Origin of the sequence: Psychrobacter sp. NPDC078409, assembly GCF_050268505.1 — a bacterium.
Taxonomy (GTDB): Bacteria; Pseudomonadota; Gammaproteobacteria; order Pseudomonadales; family Moraxellaceae; genus Psychrobacter.
Genome location: NZ_JBNNGW010000003.1, coordinates 240,289 through 257,164 on the forward strand (window position 1 = coordinate 240,289; position 16,876 = coordinate 257,164).

Genomic DNA, 16,876 nt, shown 5'->3' on the forward strand with positions numbered 1-16,876 from the left:
AGGATAAGAAGTACGCACGCCAAGACAGGATGGATGCCTTGTCCTTAACAGTTCGAATCAAAAAAGACTGCCAGTAAGGTTGCATGAGTTTGTTATAATAGCATTTTGTTTTAGACGGGTATTATTTTATATGACTGGCGCTTTATACCTATCGCCCAGCACATATTATTACTATCAAAGTGAGCATATCATGCCTTTTTTTGCAGACCGCTTGCCATTGTCTATTACACCTTTTAGATTACCCATCATATTTTGTCTGTCCCCTTCTCCCGCTCGATATTAGGATTTTCCGTTATGTCAGAGAACGTTAGCACTACTCATCCCACACCACTTTTACAAGATACCTTTACTGTCGGTAGCCGTACCTTTTCTTCGCGTCTGCTAGTCGGTACCGGTAAGTATAAAGACATGACAGAGACTGGAGAAGCCATTGCCGCTTCAGCAGCCGAAATCGTGACCGTTGCTATTCGCCGTGTCAATATTGGACAAAATAGTGATGAGCCTAACTTATTAGATGTGATTTCGCCTGATAAATATACGATACTACCGAATACTGCTGGCTGCTTTGACGCCGAAACAGCCATTCGCACTTGTAAGCTTGCTCGCGAGTTATTGGATGGGCATAATTTGGTTAAGCTTGAGGTATTGGGGGATGAAAAAACCTTATATCCAAACGTTATGGAAACTTTAAAAGCCGCCAAAGTATTGATCGATGATGGTTTTGAAGTGATGGTTTATACGTCAGATGACCCTATCGTCGCACAAGAATTAGAAAGTATGGGCTGTGTCGCTATTATGCCACTTGGCAGCCTGATTGGTTCAGGACTTGGTCTACTCAATCGTCATACACTTAGCTTGATAATCGAAAACGCTAAAGTACCCGTACTGGTTGACGCTGGCGTCGGCACTGCCTCTGATGCTGCACTTGCGATGGAGCTTGGCTGTGATGGCGTACTGATGAACTCAGCAATTGCCAATGCGCAAAATCCAGTAATGATGGCACACGCAATGAAACATGCTATGTGGGCAGGACGCGCTGCGTTTTTGGCAGGTCGTATGCCTATGCGTAAGATGGCTACTGCCAGCTCACCACAGACTGGGTATTTCTTTCAATAAATTGAAGTATAAACAGCATGTCATAATAGAGCGTGTTGAGTATTTACGTATAGTGCTGTCAGTGCTATGGTTGATTGCTTAACACGCTCTATAAAATAATAAAAAATGTTATTTGATTGAATATCTACTCATTATAATTTTCACATAACACTTATCGTCATAAAAGGATTTATTATGCGACTTCTCACAGCAGTCGACCAGTTGTTTCTACTTCTTGAGTCGCGTAAACAGCCCATGCACGTTGGTGGACTGTTTGTATTTGAATTACCAGACAATGCGGATAGCGATTTTGTCTATCAATTGGTAAAGCAAATGCAAGAGTCTGATGTGCCGCCTAGCTTTCCTTTTAATCAGGTACTTGAGCATTTAGCCTTTTGGAAAAAAGACAAAGACTTTGATGTTGAGCATCATTTGCATCATGTCGCGCTACCAAGTCCTGGACGCGTACGTGAACTATTGATGTACGTCTCAAGAGAACATGGACGTTTATTAGATCGTGCCATGCCTTTGTGGGAATGTCATGTTATCGAAGGTATACAGCCAGAAGTCGAAGGTGAACCTGAGCGTTTTGCATGGTATTTTAAGATTCATCACTCTTTGGTTGATGGTATCGCGGCGATGCGTTTGGTTCAAAAGTCCTTATCACAATCGCCAACCGAACCAGTTACCCTTCCTGTCTGGTCATTGATGGCGCGCCATCGTAACCAAGTAAATGCTATATTGCCTGCTGAACGATCCATCAGAGGCATCATAAAAGAGCAGATATCTACCATCAAACCTGTATTCACAGAATTGCTAGATAACGTGAAAAACTACGGTGATGAAGGGTACGTCGGTACTTTTGACGCCCCAATGAGCATCTTGAATAAACGTATATCAGCTTCACGACGTATAGCCGCACAGTCTTATGATATAAAACGGTTTAACGATATCGCCGAAAGGCTCAAAATTAGTAGAAACGATGTGGTACTGGCGGTCTGTGCAGGTGCTATTCGTCGTTATCTAATCTCAATGGATGCGCTACCGAGCAAACCGTTGATTGCCTTTGTACCGATGTCACTGCGTACAGATAATAGTATCTCGGGCAACCAGCTGTCATTTGTATTGGCAAACTTGGGTACGCATTTGGACAATCCACTGCGCAGGATAGAACTTATCCATCGTAGTATGAATAACGGCAAACGTCGCTTTCGCCGCATGAACCAAGCGCAGGTCATTAACTACAGTATCGTCTCATACGCGTGGCAAGGCATTAATTTGGCGACAGGACTGTTTCCTAGAAAGCAGGCATTTAACCTGATTATCTCTAATGTGCCTGGTTCTGAAAAACCGCTGTACTGGAATGGCGCACGTCTGCAATCGTTGTACCCCGCTTCTATTGTCTTTAATGGTCAAGCGATGAATATCACCTTAGCCAGTTATTTAGATAAGATTGAGTTTGGTATCACCGCTTGTAGCAAGGCGCTGCCTCGCGTACAAGATATGCTAATGCTGATAGAAGAAGAGTTGCAGCTGCTAGAAACTACCAGTAAAGAATTAGCATTCAAAGGTATTACCGTCGAAGATAAAAATGACAATAAGGGTAATAATAAAACAAAAAAGCTGGCTCCATAATGGAACCAGCTTTTTTCATTCATACTCAATCTAGATATTACTTGAATTTAAATCTTGCAAGCTCTGAACGTTAATACCATTAAGGTTAACGTTTAGATTGCGTCACCCCAGATTGGTACAACTGTTTGCATCAATGGCTTGAGCAATTTTACATTACAAGCAAAGATAGATCCTGATGTCATAGAGTTGTGCGCGCCAGTATGATCAACCACCACACCGCGTGCTTCAGTTACGATAAGCTCGCCCGCAGCGATGTCCCAAGGCTTGATAGACATCTCAAAATAACCGTCAAAACGACCTGCGGCAACATAGCACAAGTCAAGCGCAGCTGAACCCATACGACGTACCTGACCACCTGCCTCAGATATCTTCTGTAAGCTCTCAAAGTGCTGTTTGGCATAAGAGATAACTTCGCCATTGCGCTTACGCTCAAGCGGATGACCAGTCGTAAAGAAACCGCCATCAATAGTTTTGCGCTCGCTCACTTGCATACGGCGATTGTTCAAGCGCGCGCCTTTACCGCGGCTCGCTGAGAACATCTCATCACGAACAGGATCATAGACCACACCATGTTGGGTGACGCCTTTGTGCTGTACGGCGATAGATACACAGAACTGCGGTACACCGTGGACAAAGTTCTTAGTGCCATCTAGTGGATCGATAATCCAGCACCAGTCAGCATCTTCGCCGCGGCCTTCTTGCATACCGAACTCTTCACCCAAAAATGAATGATTAGGATAGCTGGCTTTTAGCGTCTCGATAGTGAGCTCTTCGCTAAAGCGATCAATACGGGTAACCAAACCATCAAGTCCTTTAGACTCAATATCTAACTCGATTTTGTGGCGGTTTTGATGCGCATATAAAATCTCTTTACCAACTTTTTCAGCAGTACGCGCTGCGATGACGACCATGGGTTCCATAAATAACCTATTTGCTTGATGAATGAATATAAAAAATAAGACTAACTTTGTGCCCACAACATGCCAAACAGCCGCCGCATCACACCACATCTATGCGATTAAAAACGTGTCTTTCATAAACGAAAACTTATAAAAGACACCCGCATTATACTAAAATTGTTCAATAAAAACGAAAAAACCGTCACGCTGACCAAGCCAGTATTTTGGCGATCATCTAAACTGCGCAAGTTGTAAAAAAGTTAGCACCTACGGCTAGCAGGCGTTTGCTCTGTTTAAGGAGCTTATATCGGTTTTAATTCATGCCTTTTTAGCGCATTAATTTTTTAAAATAATATTGTAACGCTTACGATAAAAGTATTTTAAGCTGTTTAGTCACGCCCTCGACATCTAGACCACAGTCAGCTAGCTGCTCTGCTTGGGAGCCATGAGCAATAAAACGATCAGGAATACCGATATTAGCAATAGCTGGACGATTTCTCTTAAAGGCTGCCGACTCGTTTAGTAAATATTCATTCACTGCACTACCTGCGCCGCCCATAATCATGTGCTCTTCTAGGGTTGCTATATGAGTGACCCCTTGTGCTAATAACGTCTCAAGCATGGCGGTATCGAGCGGTTTTACCCAGCGCATATTGACCACCTGTATCTGGCAATCTAATGCTACATCATTATTTATTAAGCTTTCTGCTGCTTTCTGAGCAGTTGCTACCATCGTACCAAAAGCCAATAGTGCCAATTGATAAGGTGCATCAGCTTTACCTAATACTGACTCAACAACCGCTTCACCAACTTTATAAGTTTGGGCGGGCTGTTCAATATCAGCACCTGTGCCTGTACCACGCGGATAACGTACCGCCGTGCAGCCTGGATGCTCGTAGCAAGTATTGAGCAAGTGGTAGCATTCGTTCTCATCTTTTGGCGCTGCAATCACCATATTAGGCACACAACGTAAGAATCCGAAATCAAACACGCCAGCATGCGTGGCACCGTCTTCACCGACTAGGCCCGCTCGATCAATAGCAAACATAACATCGAGATTCTGTAAGGCCACGTCATGAATCAGCTGATCATATCCACGCTGCAAGAACGTTGAATAAATCGCGACAATAGGTTTGACGCCTTGAGTTGCCATTCCAGCCGCTAGCGTGACAGCATGTTGCTCAGCAATGGCCACATCAAAGAAACGCTCTGGAAAGTGACGAGCAAAGTCCGTCATCCCTGAGCCTTCTTCCATGGCAGGGGTGACAGCTAGTAGCTTATCGTCTTCGGCCGCTTTATCACATAAGAATTGGCCAAACACTTGCGAATATTTTAACGCTGGCTTTGTACTTGGTTGCTTTTTTAGCTTCTCTATAGAATCAGCTTTAGACGCTTCATGGTCTTTATGATTTTCGACTGGCAATTTACTGATTGCGTGATAGCCCACTGGGTCTAATTCTGCTGGTGCAAACCCTTTACCCTTAGTGGTATAAATATGCACCAATACGGGACCTGATACTTGCTTTGCCAATGACAATACACGCAATAACTCAGGAATATTATGCCCATCAAATGGACCAAAATAGGTAAAACCAATCGCTTTGAATAAGTTGTCTTCTAGCTGCGGAACATCACGCATCTCTTTGTGACGTTTGCGGCGATCGAACGCTTGCATATCAGGACGGTGGCAGAGTACAGGCTCACCTGACTCAGAGATATCAACTTGATAACCTGACTCCCAAAGCATCGCTAAATGTCGTGAAAATCCACCAATAGAGCAAGATATCGACATATCATTGTCGTTTAGGATGACTAGCAAATCAGCATCTTGCTGTACTGCGTCATTCATCGCTTCAAACGCCATACCACCTGTCATCGCACCATCACCAATGATACAAGCAACCGTTTGCTCGCGGCCTTGATAACGCAGTGCGAGACTCATACCCAGACCAGCTGAGATAGAGGTCGATGAATGCCCTACGCCAAATGTATCGTAGACAGACTCTGCGCGCTCAGGGAACGCCGTCAGACCGTCTTTAGATCTGATAGTACCTAGCTGCTCACGGCGACCTGTCAGTACTTTATGAGCATAGGCTTGATGACCCACGTCCCAGACGATTTGGTCTTGCGGCGTATCCAACAAATAATGCAATACTATGGTCAGCTCAACCACGCCCAAATTGGCACCAAAATGCCCACCGCTCTGACCAGCTGAATACAATAGAAAAAGGCGTAATTCATCAGCCAGCGTAATAAGCTTGGCAGCCGAAAGCATGCTGAGGTCAGTGGGTGTATCAATTGCATCAAGCAATGGCGTATGAGGACGCACACGTGGAATCACAGTATAGGTCTGCTGTAAGCTCGATAGCTGAGCAGCAGAATCCAGCACTGATGTAGATAGGGACTGAGACTTTGGAGAATGAGGTGACTGCTGCATAAACCGTACGATACCTACCAATCTGCTGACAAGACGTGTCTTTAAAATATAGCGATGACTATAATCAAAAGACGTCAATAATACCTACATCATTATTGATGTAATCGACCATATAATTATTCATGCAACTTTCGTATTTGCATAGCTGCGCTACTTACGACAGTAGACACGCTAGCACAATAGACTGCGCGTCAATACCAACGTTTTGATATCAAACTATTGATGCTTTTATACTATTGACAACTGAGGGGTGACATTATGCCCTATTATTTTGCATCAATAGCGGATGTTAGTGACGACATAGTAATGTAAGGGTAAAGACTTGTCACTGTATCCGTCAAAATAGTATGGCATAATAGCATTTTTTTTTAATTGTCGCTTTAATCATCGTGCGTCGTCTGTGAACTTTGTGTGTTTTTATAAAAAATACAATGAGCACGCTGTCTTTATGAACAGGTTATACTGGTATCATCTTAATCTTAGCAGTAAAGTTTAGGTGACATGCTCATCTCAACTAATAGTTATTTCGAAAACAGTAGTTATTTCGAAAACAGTAGTTATCTCGAACAGTAACCGGCTCTAACAGCGCTCATCTCGAACAGCAATAACATACTTCTCACCGCCACGACTTTAGGCTTATGTAGGACAGCAATGTCATATCAATTTATCACTAGTGCCAAATTACCCACTCGTCACGGCGAGTTTGATATTCATATCTTTGAAAATAGCGAAGGTCAAGAGCATGTCATGCTGACCGTTGGTCTAGCTGTGGTCGAGCAACAGACAGATGATATCGCTAACCAACCTTTAGATGACATGATATTGAACCAAAAGAACGAATCGATAGCGAAGCAAGTACCGCTCATTCGCATTCATTCTGAATGTCTGACAGGCGACGCGTTTAGCTCATTGAAATGTGACTGCGGTCCGCAGCTCAATACTGCCATGCAAGCCATCCAAGAGTCAGGTTGCGGTGCGATTTTGTATTTGCGTCAAGAAGGTCGCGGTATTGGTTTGACCAATAAGATTCGTGCGTATGCCCTCCAAGATCAAGGGCATGATACGTTGGATGCCAATCTCATGTTAGGCTTGCCTGCTGATGCACGTATCTATGATATGTGTGGTCCGATGCTTGCCCATATCGGTGTCGACGCTGTCAGGCTTATTACCAACAATCCAAACAAAGTCGCTTATCTGACTGAGCATGATATTGATGTTGTCGAACGTGTGCCATTGTTGGTCGGTGTCAATGATATGAATGCGGAATACCTAGCAACCAAACGTGATCGCATGGGCCACTTGTTTGATAAAAATATCAATCTTGATATAGACGCTTCTCTCGATACAGACCTTAATACCGCCATACACCTGAATAAATAGATATCTTATGAGTATTACAAATACAAATAACGAAACAGACTTATCAACGGTGGCGTCCGTGACGATGCCAACCAATAACGACATCATGCGAGTACGTGAATTTTTGGTTGATTTACAGGCACGTATCTGTGAATCGCTAGAAGCACAAGAGCGTGACGGCAGCACTAATAACAACGAGCATGCGACCTTTGTTCCTGATGACTGGGAACGTCCTGAAGGCGGCGGCGGTCGGTCATGCGTATTGGCTGACGGTGAAGTCATCGAAAAAGCGGGCGTCATGTTTAGCCATATTCATGTACATAACCTCCCCGCCTCGGCGACTGCGCGTCACCCTAATATCGCTGGGCGTAAAGCCCAAGCAATGGGCGTGTCACTGGTTGTCCATCCCAAAAATCCAAACGTGCCTACGAGCCATGCTAATGTGCGTTTATTCGTAGCAGAAGCGGAAGGCGAAGCGCCTATCTGGTGGTTTGGCGGTGGTTTTGACTTAACGCCATTCTATCCAGTACTCGCTGATTGTGTACACTGGCATCAAGTTTGTCATGACTTGTGTGCGCCTTTTGGGGACAATATCTACGCTGATTTCAAACAGTGGTGTGATGAGTATTTCCATCTACGCCATCGTGATGAGCAGCGCGGTATTGGTGGTCTGTTTTATGATGACGTCAGTACTGAGAGTCGCGGCTGGGACTTCGAGACCTGCTTTAACTTTATGAAAGCAGTTGGCAACGGTTATCTTGACGGCATTATGCCGATTTTTGAACAACGTAAAAATACGCCTTATACTGAAGCGCAGCGCGAGTTTCAGCTCTATCGCCGTGGCCGCTACGTCGAATACAATCTGGTCTACGATCGTGGAACGCTATTTGGGCTACAGAGTAATGGACGTATCGAATCCATCCTAGTCAGTATGCCACCGCTTGCCAGCTGGCATTATCGCTTTGAGCCTGCTGAAGGAACGCTTGAATTTGAGTTGACCGATTATTATCTAAAACCGCGTGATTGGTTGGCGCTATAGATTTTGTAAATATCACGGCATTCATATTTTTCAAAAGTATTAATAAGGTCAGCTACTATTCGCTGGCCTTTTTTATTGTCAGCACCATCTAAACGGGCCACTCTTACGTTGTTATCGTACAGAAACACGTTGTACAGCTACTATACAATCATCGCAGTCAACTATAAGCAGTAACAACCAAGTTGAGGTATGCTTATTTAAAATATTACGAGGATATAACAACTATATAATTCCCATCGCGCAGATAACCGTTACAATAGAAGACGTTCTTTATTAGCAACTGTGCTCAAAAGAATTTTAGGCAGTATTTTGTATAACTATATTTTAAGTCAAAGCGAGCGTTTTTAATTGCGCTTACTATTAGCCAAGTTTAAAGGAGTAAGTCATATGGCACAGGTTCATACCAACAAATCTTTCAAATCTCTGTTTAGCATTACTTTGATGGCGGCTGCACTGGGTTTAACGGCCTGTAGTACCTCAACAGGGTCTAACCCTGACGTGCAAGCGCGTCAAGACACCATGAAAAACTGGGGCGATGCAATGGGCGTCATGGGTGATATGGCAAAAGCACCTGACACATTTGATGCCGATGTATTTAAAGAGCAAGCGGCGTTCTTGGCAGAAGATGCCGCCAAGCCTTGGAGTCATTTTGAAGACCCAGAAGCGGTAGGCAATGCTACCGAAGCGGTCTGGTCTAATGCTGATGGCTTCAGTGTTGAAGCGGAAAACTTTCAAAAAGTTACTGCTGAGCTAAACGCCGCCGCCCAAAATGCCACTAGTATGGACGATGTTAAACCTGCCTTTGGACAAGTTGGTGCAAGCTGTAAATCATGCCATACCGACTTTAGAGCAAAAGACGAATAAATCTTTGTATTTATAGCAAGTAGACACGTATAAAAAAACCGCCATATCAGTTGATGTGGCGGTTTTTTTAGTTTTCTAAATGTTGTGGAAATCAAAGTTTTAACACTACATGAACATTTCACCGAGCGCGCTACTCTGCTACTGTTTTATTCACATCCACAACGTCTTGCTGCTCGTTCATTTTATTGACTATCGCATTCACTGAAGGATCACTCAAATCGATCGTACGTATTGGGAAGGGAATATTTACGCCCGCTGCATCCAATGAGTTTTTGATACCTACAATTACTTGATGAATCGAGGCAACCTTATTAGCTTGCGTACCATCTTCGATAAACCAACGTACCATTAGATCAATGGACGAACCGCCAAAACCAGTAGCAATCACGCTTGGTGTTGCTTTCTTTGAGACACTCTCTATCTTATCCAATGCTTTTATAATCTCAGCTTTGGCCGCTTCGATGTCATCTTCATAACCAATACCAACTGCGACTTGTAGACGGCGCTGCTTATAAGCGGTATTGACGGTCAATGCTGAAGTATAGAGATCTGAATTTGGAATCACTACTTGCCTGCCATCATAAGTCCTGATAGTGGTTGCGCGGATTTTAATATCTTCGACCGTTCCTTCATAGTCGCCTGAGACAATCTGATCACCGATACGAAACGGCTCTGAAATCAGGAGCAAAATACCAGAGAGCAAGTTTTGAAAGATATCTTTAAAAGCAAAACCGATAGCCACAGAACCAATACCTAGTGCGCCGATTAGCTTAGCTGGTGTAAATCCTGGAATAGCAACAACCATGGCGATCATAAAGCCAATAAACAGAATAAGTGCCCCACCTATCCGCTGAAACACCTTCACCAAATTTTGATGACGCACGCGCGCGCCTAAGGTTTTATGCACTACTTTTTTGAAAATAATCGACAATAGCCAAAAAATCCCCAACACAATGAGCGCCGCCACAAAATATGGAATGCGCTCAATAAAGCCACTTGCCAAGTCTTGCGTGGTATAGACCACTTGTTGATAGATGGTCACACCATCGGTTAGAGTATTCGATATGCGACTCACGTCGGGGGTGGGCATAAAGGGTTGCTCCTATTGCTGTCTTAGCGCGTGTTTAAGGGGATAAACAAATGAAAATCTCACTGCTTCTTTGCCAGTTATGACATCAAATCAGCTTGTACGATTTCGATCCAATAGCCATCAACGTCCTTGATAAAAGCAATATTTTTCATGCTGCCATCTTCTGGACGCTTTTTAAATTCGACGTCATTTTTATCAAACCAAGCAACCGCTTCATCCAAGCTTGGAACGCTAAAACAAATATGACCAAAACCTTGCGGATCTTGATTGCCGTCATGATAGCTAAAATCAGCCTTGGTTTCGGTGCCGTAGTTATGCGTCAACTCCAAAATACCACGCTGACGGAAAGCAAAGATTTCTAGATCATCGCCAGTTGGCAGGTTTTCGCGCTCGCTCTCGGTCAACTTAGCCAAGAAATATAAATCGAATCCCATGTCAGGGAACTTCTTAACGGCAAGCAAGGTCATACCCAAAACGCCAGTATAAAACTCAAGCGATTTCACTGGGTCTTTGACACGCAGCATGGTGTGGTTAAAAGTAAAACCGGTCGTCTTTGATGAAATTGGCTGAACACCATCAGTATTAACGCTGCTAGCAGGCTGGTCTATTGCGTCGTTATTATTGTTAGATGAAGTAGACATAATTATCCTAATATAATTCAGAAAATAAAGGCAAAAACACGCAAATCACGATTGTCGTAATTTGCGTCGTTCTCTTATCATAATAAAAAATGGCAAAATAACTGATAGGGTTTTGTAAGAATATGAACAAAGTATGTTCGTCTTTATACCCTAACTAGCTAGTTATCTAAAGCTCTCTAAGACTGACTAGCTATCTAAAAAACGCACTTTTCCTGTCTCTAAGTCATACTCAGCGCCGACTACCAATAGCTGACCACTATTGGTTAAGTCCTCTAATGCACGTGAGCCATGCTTTAGCTGACTGACTGACATACGTACGTTCGCGCGGATAGAGCGATCGACCAGCTCGTCTGCATCGACGTCTTGACCATTAGCAGTTGCCAGTTCGTGCAAGTTATAAACGCTTGGGCGAATACGATCAACGATAGATTGCAAGTTAGGTGAATAGTTCTGCTCAGGGTTAATCAATGTCTCAACGCAAGCCGTGACAGCGCCGCATTTTGAATGTCCAAGTACCACTACCAATTGCGTACCAAAGGCTTCGGCTGCAAACTCGATTGAACCAATCTGTGATGGTGCAACCACGTTACCCGCGACTCGTATAACAAACAAATCTCCCAACCCTTGATCAAAAACAATCTCAACGGGTACTCGTGCATCTGAACAACCCAAAATAATAGCCAATGGATTTTGATCCTTGACCAACTCTGGACGGCGCTGCATATACTCATCGGTACTGGTGAGGCTATCAACGTAGCGTGCATTACCTGCTTTTAAAAGCTCAAGCGCTTCTTGACCTGTGGTTGGACGTATATCGGTAGGCATGAGAGATCCTTTATCATCAATAATATTAGAGTTATAAGCTGTTTTGCATACATGTATTCAAGCATAGATTGGCTATTTATCGCCAAACTATCAGGCTAATCATGTTTGTCAGCCATAACGTGATTGTATAGGAATAAAAACCAAAAAACGGTAAAAAAATTTGTCTAAATATCGCTAGGTGAATGTAGTCACATCTAAAAATACAGCTGTATATATCGCTGCTACGACAGTATGACTCGCGTAACTTATAACGAACTTGCACTGACTTATATCAAGGGTTTGTTATAATACGCAGCACTCAGGCAGCATTTAGACCGTAATCAAATCGTGCTTACGCTCATGCCAATCCCTATAATGACAGCCAGCTGCATATAGATGTTAGACGCTTAGGAACAGATATTATGACCGATTTATCTCAAAATACGCATAACACCTCTGCGTCACCTCATGATGATCAGGTGCTGCTGCAACTGACTGGTCTGAAGAAGACTTATGATCAAACCGAAGTCCTAAAAGACATTAACCTTGATATCAAGCATGGTGAGTTTCTGACGTTACTTGGCCCATCAGGCTGTGGTAAGACGACATTACTACGCTTGATTGCAGGCTTTGAACAGCCTAATGCTGGGGCGATATATTTGGATGGCGTACAGATGGCGGGATTGTCCGCTGATAAACGTCCGGTCAATACCGTATTTCAGCAGTATGCGCTGTTCCCTCACATGAGCGTCGCCCAAAACGTGGCTTATGGTCTAAAGCTAAAGAAAGTCCCAAAAGATGAAATCCAAAGACGTGTTAGCGAGATGCTAGCGATGGTACAGCTAGAACATTTAGCCAACCGTAAGCCGCAAGATTTGTCTGGAGGTCAGCAGCAACGAGTTGCGATTGCACGTGCAGTGATTAATCGTCCTAAACTGCTATTGCTTGATGAACCATTATCCGCACTCGATCACAAACTGCGCCTGCAAATGCAGTCCGAGCTTAAGCGTCTGCAGCGTGAGCTAGGCATCACCTTTGTCTTCGTGACTCATGACCAAGAAGAAGCGCTCTCGATGTCAGACCGTATTGCCGTGATGAAAGACGGCACGTTCCAGCAAATCGGTACGCCTATCGAGATCTATGAAACCCCTGCCAATTTGTTTACTGCAAAATTCATCGGCGAGACCAATTTGTTCAGAGCTGAGGTCAAAGGTGTTCATCCAGACCAGCCAGATCGCGATGGTAAAGTGACCAACGGACGTATCGAGGTCGAAGTCTGTGAAGCACAGGCGCAAGCAGGGCCGACCACCTTACGCAACTTACGTCGTCCCAATTTTGCCAATGATGTACAAGTGGGCGATATCGTCAATTTACTACTACGCCCGGAAGACTTACGAATATATGATCCAAAGGATAACGAGCATAGCGGACTGTTGGGCCGTGTCATCGAGAGTAACTATAAAGGCAGCACCTTAGACTCGATTATCGAACTGGCAAATGGTCATATCATTAAGGCCTCTGAGTTTTTTGATGAGGACGACCCGAGCTTTGATTACAAACTAAACGAGGGCGTCAAAGTCTCATGGGTGGATGGCTGGGAATGGGTGTTGCCAGAAGACTCTGAAGCTGTGCCCGACATAACTGCACAAAAGGATGGTAGCTGATGGCTCGCAACCACTTAGGCAGTAAAAGTCCATTTCGTACCACCACACTTTGGCTAATCTGGGGTTGGCTACTGATATTTGCACTATTACCAAATATCCTAGTCATCGCTGTCAGTTTTTTGACCCGTGATAGCAGCGCCTTTATTAGTTTGCCTGTTAGCATCGACAGCTATGTGCGGATGATTGATCCGTTGTATTTTGAGGTATTTGTCCACTCATTATGGATGGCAGGTATCACAACGGTTATCTGCTTGCTGCTGGGCTACCCTTTTGCATGGCTAATATCCAAAGCAAAAGTACGTTGGCAGCCATTACTGATGCTACTACTGATACTGCCATTTTGGACCAATTCTTTGGTACGAACGTATGCATTAAAGCTGCTCTTTGCTAACAATGGTTTGATTAACAAATCGCTATTAGCCATCGGTGTGATTGATACGCCTATCGATATTTTATATACCCAAGGCGCAGTGATCGCAGGACTAACCTACTTGCTGTTCCCTTTTATGGTACTGCCACTATATGCAGTATTTACCGACTTGCGTAATGACATGCTACTGGCTTCTCAGGATTTGGGTGCAACTAAAACACAGACCTTTTGGCATGTGGTATTGCCATTAACGACACCTGGTATTATTTCTGGTGTGCTACTCGTGCTATTGCCTGCAATGGGCATGTTTTATGTGGCAGATATCTTGGGTGGTTCTCGTAACTTATTGGTCGGTAATATTATTAAAAACCAATTTCTGGATGCGCGTGACTGGCCCTTTGGCGCGGCAGCTAGCGTTTTATTGACACTAGCGATGGCAGTATTATTACTTGCTTACCGTGCCAGTAGCCGCCGCATTGGCAAGACTGACTTTAACGAGGTGGCCTAATGTCTTATAGCTCACCGAACAACAAAACTCGTCTGCTCAAGATTGGTAGTATCGCTGCTAAAGGCTATCTCGGACTGATTTATGCCTTGTTGTACCTGCCCATCATTGTCTTAGTGGTAATGTCCTTTAATAAGTCAAAAATCGGTTATAACTGGGGCGGCTTTAGCTTAAAGTGGTACGAATCGCTATTTAACAACCAAGCGATGCTCGATGCATTTTGGCACTCGATTGTCTTAGGGTTGGTGGCAGCCACCGTCTCAACTTTGATAGGCACGCTTACAGCGCTGGCGTTACACCGTTATAATTTTCGTGGTAAAGGCTTACTAAATGGGCTACTGTTTGTACTTATGATGTCGCCTGAGATTGTATTAGCTATCTCGTTATTAGCATTGTTCTTACTGATTGGTTTGCAATTGGGCTTTGTCTCACTGCTATTGGCGCACATTACTTTTTGCCTGCCGTTTGTTGTGATTACCGTCTTTGCACGATTGAGTAGCTTGGATGAGCGCTTAATGGAAGCGGCACGCGACTTGGGGGCTAACGAATCAACTATGGTGCGCACCGTATTGATTCCAGTTATTTTACCAGCCGTCATGGCAGGTTGGTTGCTAGCTTTCACTTTATCGCTAGATGATGTAGTGGTATCGACCTTTGTTACAGGGCCTAGCTATGAGATTTTACCGCTGCGCATTTATTCTATGGTTCGCGTAGGACTCAAGCCCGAAGTCAACGCAATTGGTACGTTATTGTTGGTTGCTTCACTAGTATTGGTCGTTATCTCACAGTTGTTGTTACGCAAGCGCTAGATGTTAATTGCTGACTAATTGCTTATTAACTGCTTATTAATAATGGACTATGAGTGAAAGTCAGCGCTATATTGACTATAATGAATTTTTCTCACCTTAGCGGTTAGGTTATATTATGCTTGAGCTACGTCATCTTAATACATTAACCGCGCTACGAGCGCATGGTTCACTTGCAGCAGCGGCGGATGAGCTGCACGTTACTGCCTCGGCCGTTTCGCATCAATTAAAAGAGCTTGAGAACTATTACGACATCAGTTTGGTCAATCGTCGGACGCGCCCACTTAGTTTTACGCCAGCAGGTAAAGCAGTATTGGCATTGGCAGACAATATCCTACCGCAAGTAACTCGTACCAAATCTAACCTTAAACGCTTAGCACATGGTCAAGCAGGTAGATTACGCCTAGCATCAGAGTGCCATAGCTGCTTTGATTGGCTCATGCCAATACTGAACCACTATCGCCGTGAGTGGTCAGATGTTGAGCTAGACTTTGCCACAGGGTTTGAGCCTGAGCCGCATCATCTACTCATGGAAGGTGATATTGATCTGCTTATCACTACCAGTGATTTACCGCTCGACGGTATCAGCTATCAGCCATTGTTTGAGTACGAGAGTCGTTTGGTGCTTTCACCAACGCATGATTTAGCTGCTCAAAAATTTATTGACCCTGATGATTTGATTAATGAGACATTAATTGCCTATCCAGTAGAGGCCAAGCGTCTCGACATCATTGCTAATTTTATGACGCCAGCACAAGTAAGCTTTGAGAGTGTTCGTACGACAGAGCTGACCGCGATGCTAATTCAGTTGGTTGCTAGTGAACGCGGCGTAGCAGCATTGCCTGATTGGGTGGTTGCTGAGTACGAGAAAAAAGGCTGGGTCGTATCACGACCACTAGGAGAGGGTGTGCATTGTCAGCTATACGCAGCGACACGTACTTCTAGTCAAGATATTGCTTATATGCAAGGGTTTGCCAGTTTATTGGAAGGGATAGTGAAGCCGGTTTAGAGCTTTATTTGTCATAACACTCGTTATGGGAAGAAGGGCGGTTCCCTAGTTAATGTTTGGCTGTAGTCCAAATTCTTTCAATAGGTATAGCTGTTCTAATTTATGACACGGCCTAGTTTATCTACATCAGCGACCATTTTAGGTATTCGATGTTCACCTTCCATTTCACTGACCATCTTTTTCGCCGTTGTAATATTTATACCAATACTGGTGACATATAGAGGGCGCTTACTTATCCCTCGCCAAACGGCATAGTCTTCTGTAATGTCATAAAAATGATTTTTAGCGATACCGATGATGGGCTTTGTATTAGCTAGGTGATCATACAGATATTTGCCTAATCCTGCTTTGCCAACACTATCCAGAAATACATAGCCGTCTATGATAATTACATCAAAAGGTTCGTCAATCTGGTTAATCAAAGCCAGTAAGCAAGGCATTTCTCGTTTATAGAACTGACCTGACTCATAAGGCGCAACGTCATTAACTTCTACAGTATATTCATTTAGAATACGTGATTGCTTAATGCCTTCGAAGCGGATACCTGCAACAGTTGCTGTAACAGCGTCGGTTTCTTGGCCTTCTTTATAATGTACGTCTAGAATTAGGTAAATCAATTTATTACTACCTTAAAATACAGATGACTTAATTTTAGTGCT

At 43.8% G+C, this 16,876-nt stretch carries 15 protein-coding genes; 9 read left to right on the plus strand and 6 right to left on the minus strand.

Translation table 11 applies throughout. The annotated features are described in order from the left end of the window. Positions 1-294: 294 nt before the first annotated feature. Positions 295-1,116: a thiazole synthase gene (locus ACQKC9_RS06985; RefSeq protein ID WP_427621121.1), complete on the plus strand. Its 822-nt coding sequence runs from the start codon at positions 295-297 to the stop codon at positions 1,114-1,116. Between the two features lie 174 nt (positions 1,117-1,290). Further along, entirely contained in the window at positions 1,291-2,730 is a 1,440-nt protein-coding gene (locus tag ACQKC9_RS06990) for a WS/DGAT/MGAT family O-acyltransferase (protein ID WP_427621123.1), read from the plus strand. A gap of 92 nt (positions 2,731-2,822) precedes the next feature. Here the strand turns inward: ACQKC9_RS06990 and ACQKC9_RS06995 are convergent, their stop codons facing one another. Next, positions 2,823-3,650, minus strand: coding sequence for an inositol monophosphatase family protein (locus ACQKC9_RS06995; protein WP_057758174.1), 828 nt, complete (start codon positions 3,648-3,650; stop codon positions 2,823-2,825). 343 nt (positions 3,651-3,993) lie between these two features. After that, on the minus strand, positions 3,994-6,066 hold the full coding sequence (dxs, locus tag ACQKC9_RS07000; RefSeq protein WP_427621125.1) for a 1-deoxy-D-xylulose-5-phosphate synthase: 2,073 nt from the start codon (positions 6,064-6,066) through the stop codon (positions 3,994-3,996). 651 nt (positions 6,067-6,717) lie between these two features. Here dxs and ribA point away from each other — a divergent pair. The 3 genes from ribA to ACQKC9_RS07015 all read left to right on the plus strand — a co-directional run bounded on the left by ribA (position 6,718) and on the right by ACQKC9_RS07015 (position 9,328). Then, positions 6,718-7,446 carry a GTP cyclohydrolase II gene (ribA, locus tag ACQKC9_RS07005; protein WP_427621127.1) on the plus strand — a complete coding sequence of 243 codons (729 nt, stop codon included), beginning with the start codon at positions 6,718-6,720 and terminating at the stop codon, positions 7,444-7,446. A 7-nt stretch (positions 7,447-7,453) separates the two neighbouring features. Next, positions 7,454-8,464, plus strand: coding sequence for an oxygen-dependent coproporphyrinogen oxidase (hemF, locus tag ACQKC9_RS07010; RefSeq protein ID WP_427621128.1), 1,011 nt, complete (start codon positions 7,454-7,456; stop codon positions 8,462-8,464). A 387-nt stretch (positions 8,465-8,851) separates the two neighbouring features. Continuing rightward, positions 8,852-9,328 carry a c-type cytochrome gene (locus ACQKC9_RS07015; RefSeq protein WP_427621129.1) on the plus strand — a complete coding sequence of 159 codons (477 nt, stop codon included), beginning with the start codon at positions 8,852-8,854 and terminating at the stop codon, positions 9,326-9,328. Between the two features lie 130 nt (positions 9,329-9,458). Here ACQKC9_RS07015 and ACQKC9_RS07020 read toward each other — a convergent pair whose 3' ends face one another. The 3 genes from ACQKC9_RS07020 to ACQKC9_RS07030 form a co-directional block, all read right to left on the minus strand. Continuing rightward, positions 9,459-10,418 (minus strand): mechanosensitive ion channel family protein, encoded by a 960-nt coding sequence (locus ACQKC9_RS07020; protein WP_427621130.1) that lies wholly within the window; start codon positions 10,416-10,418, stop codon positions 9,459-9,461. 77 nt (positions 10,419-10,495) lie between these two features. Further along, positions 10,496-11,059 (minus strand): lactoylglutathione lyase, encoded by a 564-nt coding sequence (gloA, locus tag ACQKC9_RS07025; protein WP_427621131.1) that lies wholly within the window; start codon positions 11,057-11,059, stop codon positions 10,496-10,498. 186 nt (positions 11,060-11,245) lie between these two features. Further along, positions 11,246-11,884, minus strand: coding sequence for a carbonic anhydrase (locus ACQKC9_RS07030; protein WP_057758161.1), 639 nt, complete (start codon positions 11,882-11,884; stop codon positions 11,246-11,248). Between the two features lie 401 nt (positions 11,885-12,285). On the opposite strand from ACQKC9_RS07030, the gene potA reads away from it, so the two are divergent. The 4 genes from potA to ACQKC9_RS07050 all read left to right on the plus strand — a co-directional run bounded on the left by potA (position 12,286) and on the right by ACQKC9_RS07050 (position 16,217). Continuing rightward, the gene (gene potA, locus ACQKC9_RS07035; RefSeq protein WP_427621132.1) at positions 12,286-13,527 is read left to right on the plus strand and encodes a spermidine/putrescine ABC transporter ATP-binding protein PotA; all 1,242 of its coding nucleotides are present in this window, start codon (positions 12,286-12,288) and stop codon (positions 13,525-13,527) included. Next, positions 13,527-14,405 carry a spermidine/putrescine ABC transporter permease PotB gene (potB, locus tag ACQKC9_RS07040; RefSeq protein WP_427621133.1) on the plus strand — a complete coding sequence of 293 codons (879 nt, stop codon included), beginning with the start codon at positions 13,527-13,529 and terminating at the stop codon, positions 14,403-14,405. The genes potA and potB overlap by 1 nt, the downstream gene beginning before the upstream one ends. Continuing rightward, positions 14,405-15,211, plus strand: a complete 807-nt coding sequence (gene potC / locus ACQKC9_RS07045; RefSeq protein WP_414559519.1) for a spermidine/putrescine ABC transporter permease PotC — start codon at positions 14,405-14,407, stop codon at positions 15,209-15,211. Before potB ends, potC begins: the two co-directional genes overlap by 1 nt. 115 nt (positions 15,212-15,326) lie before the next feature. Further along, entirely contained in the window at positions 15,327-16,217 is an 891-nt protein-coding gene (locus tag ACQKC9_RS07050) for a LysR family transcriptional regulator (protein ID WP_427621134.1), read from the plus strand. A 95-nt stretch (positions 16,218-16,312) separates the two neighbouring features. Here ACQKC9_RS07050 and ACQKC9_RS07055 read toward each other — a convergent pair whose 3' ends face one another. Beyond that, positions 16,313-16,834 carry an endonuclease V gene (locus ACQKC9_RS07055; RefSeq protein ID WP_238052965.1) on the minus strand — a complete coding sequence of 174 codons (522 nt, stop codon included), beginning with the start codon at positions 16,832-16,834 and terminating at the stop codon, positions 16,313-16,315. Positions 16,835-16,876 lie beyond the last annotated feature (42 nt).

What these genes read in the sequence shown, in the direction of transcription:
- ACQKC9_RS07020 (WP_427621130.1), bottom strand. Translation starts at nt 10,418, where the DNA reads ATGCCCACCCCCGACGTGAGTCGCATATCGAATACTCTAACCGATGGT.
- potA (WP_427621132.1), top strand. Translation starts at nt 12,286, where the DNA reads ATGACCGATTTATCTCAAAATACGCATAACACCTCTGCGTCACCTCAT.
- ACQKC9_RS06985 (WP_427621121.1), top strand. Translation starts at nt 295, where the DNA reads ATGTCAGAGAACGTTAGCACTACTCATCCCACACCACTTTTACAAGAT.
- dxs (WP_427621125.1), bottom strand. Translation starts at nt 6,066, where the DNA reads ATGCAGCAGTCACCTCATTCTCCAAAGTCTCAGTCCCTATCTACATCA.
- gloA (WP_427621131.1), bottom strand. Translation starts at nt 11,059, where the DNA reads ATGTCTACTTCATCTAACAATAATAACGACGCAATAGACCAGCCTGCT.
- ribA (WP_427621127.1), top strand. Translation starts at nt 6,718, where the DNA reads ATGTCATATCAATTTATCACTAGTGCCAAATTACCCACTCGTCACGGC.
- ACQKC9_RS07015 (WP_427621129.1), top strand. Translation starts at nt 8,852, where the DNA reads ATGGCACAGGTTCATACCAACAAATCTTTCAAATCTCTGTTTAGCATT.
- ACQKC9_RS07050 (WP_427621134.1), top strand. Translation starts at nt 15,327, where the DNA reads ATGCTTGAGCTACGTCATCTTAATACATTAACCGCGCTACGAGCGCAT.
- ACQKC9_RS06990 (WP_427621123.1), top strand. Translation starts at nt 1,291, where the DNA reads ATGCGACTTCTCACAGCAGTCGACCAGTTGTTTCTACTTCTTGAGTCG.
- hemF (WP_427621128.1), top strand. Translation starts at nt 7,454, where the DNA reads ATGAGTATTACAAATACAAATAACGAAACAGACTTATCAACGGTGGCG.
- ACQKC9_RS06995 (WP_057758174.1), bottom strand. Translation starts at nt 3,650, where the DNA reads ATGGAACCCATGGTCGTCATCGCAGCGCGTACTGCTGAAAAAGTTGGT.
- potC (WP_414559519.1), top strand. Translation starts at nt 14,405, where the DNA reads ATGTCTTATAGCTCACCGAACAACAAAACTCGTCTGCTCAAGATTGGT.
- potB (WP_427621133.1), top strand. Translation starts at nt 13,527, where the DNA reads ATGGCTCGCAACCACTTAGGCAGTAAAAGTCCATTTCGTACCACCACA.
- ACQKC9_RS07030 (WP_057758161.1), bottom strand. Translation starts at nt 11,884, where the DNA reads ATGCCTACCGATATACGTCCAACCACAGGTCAAGAAGCGCTTGAGCTT.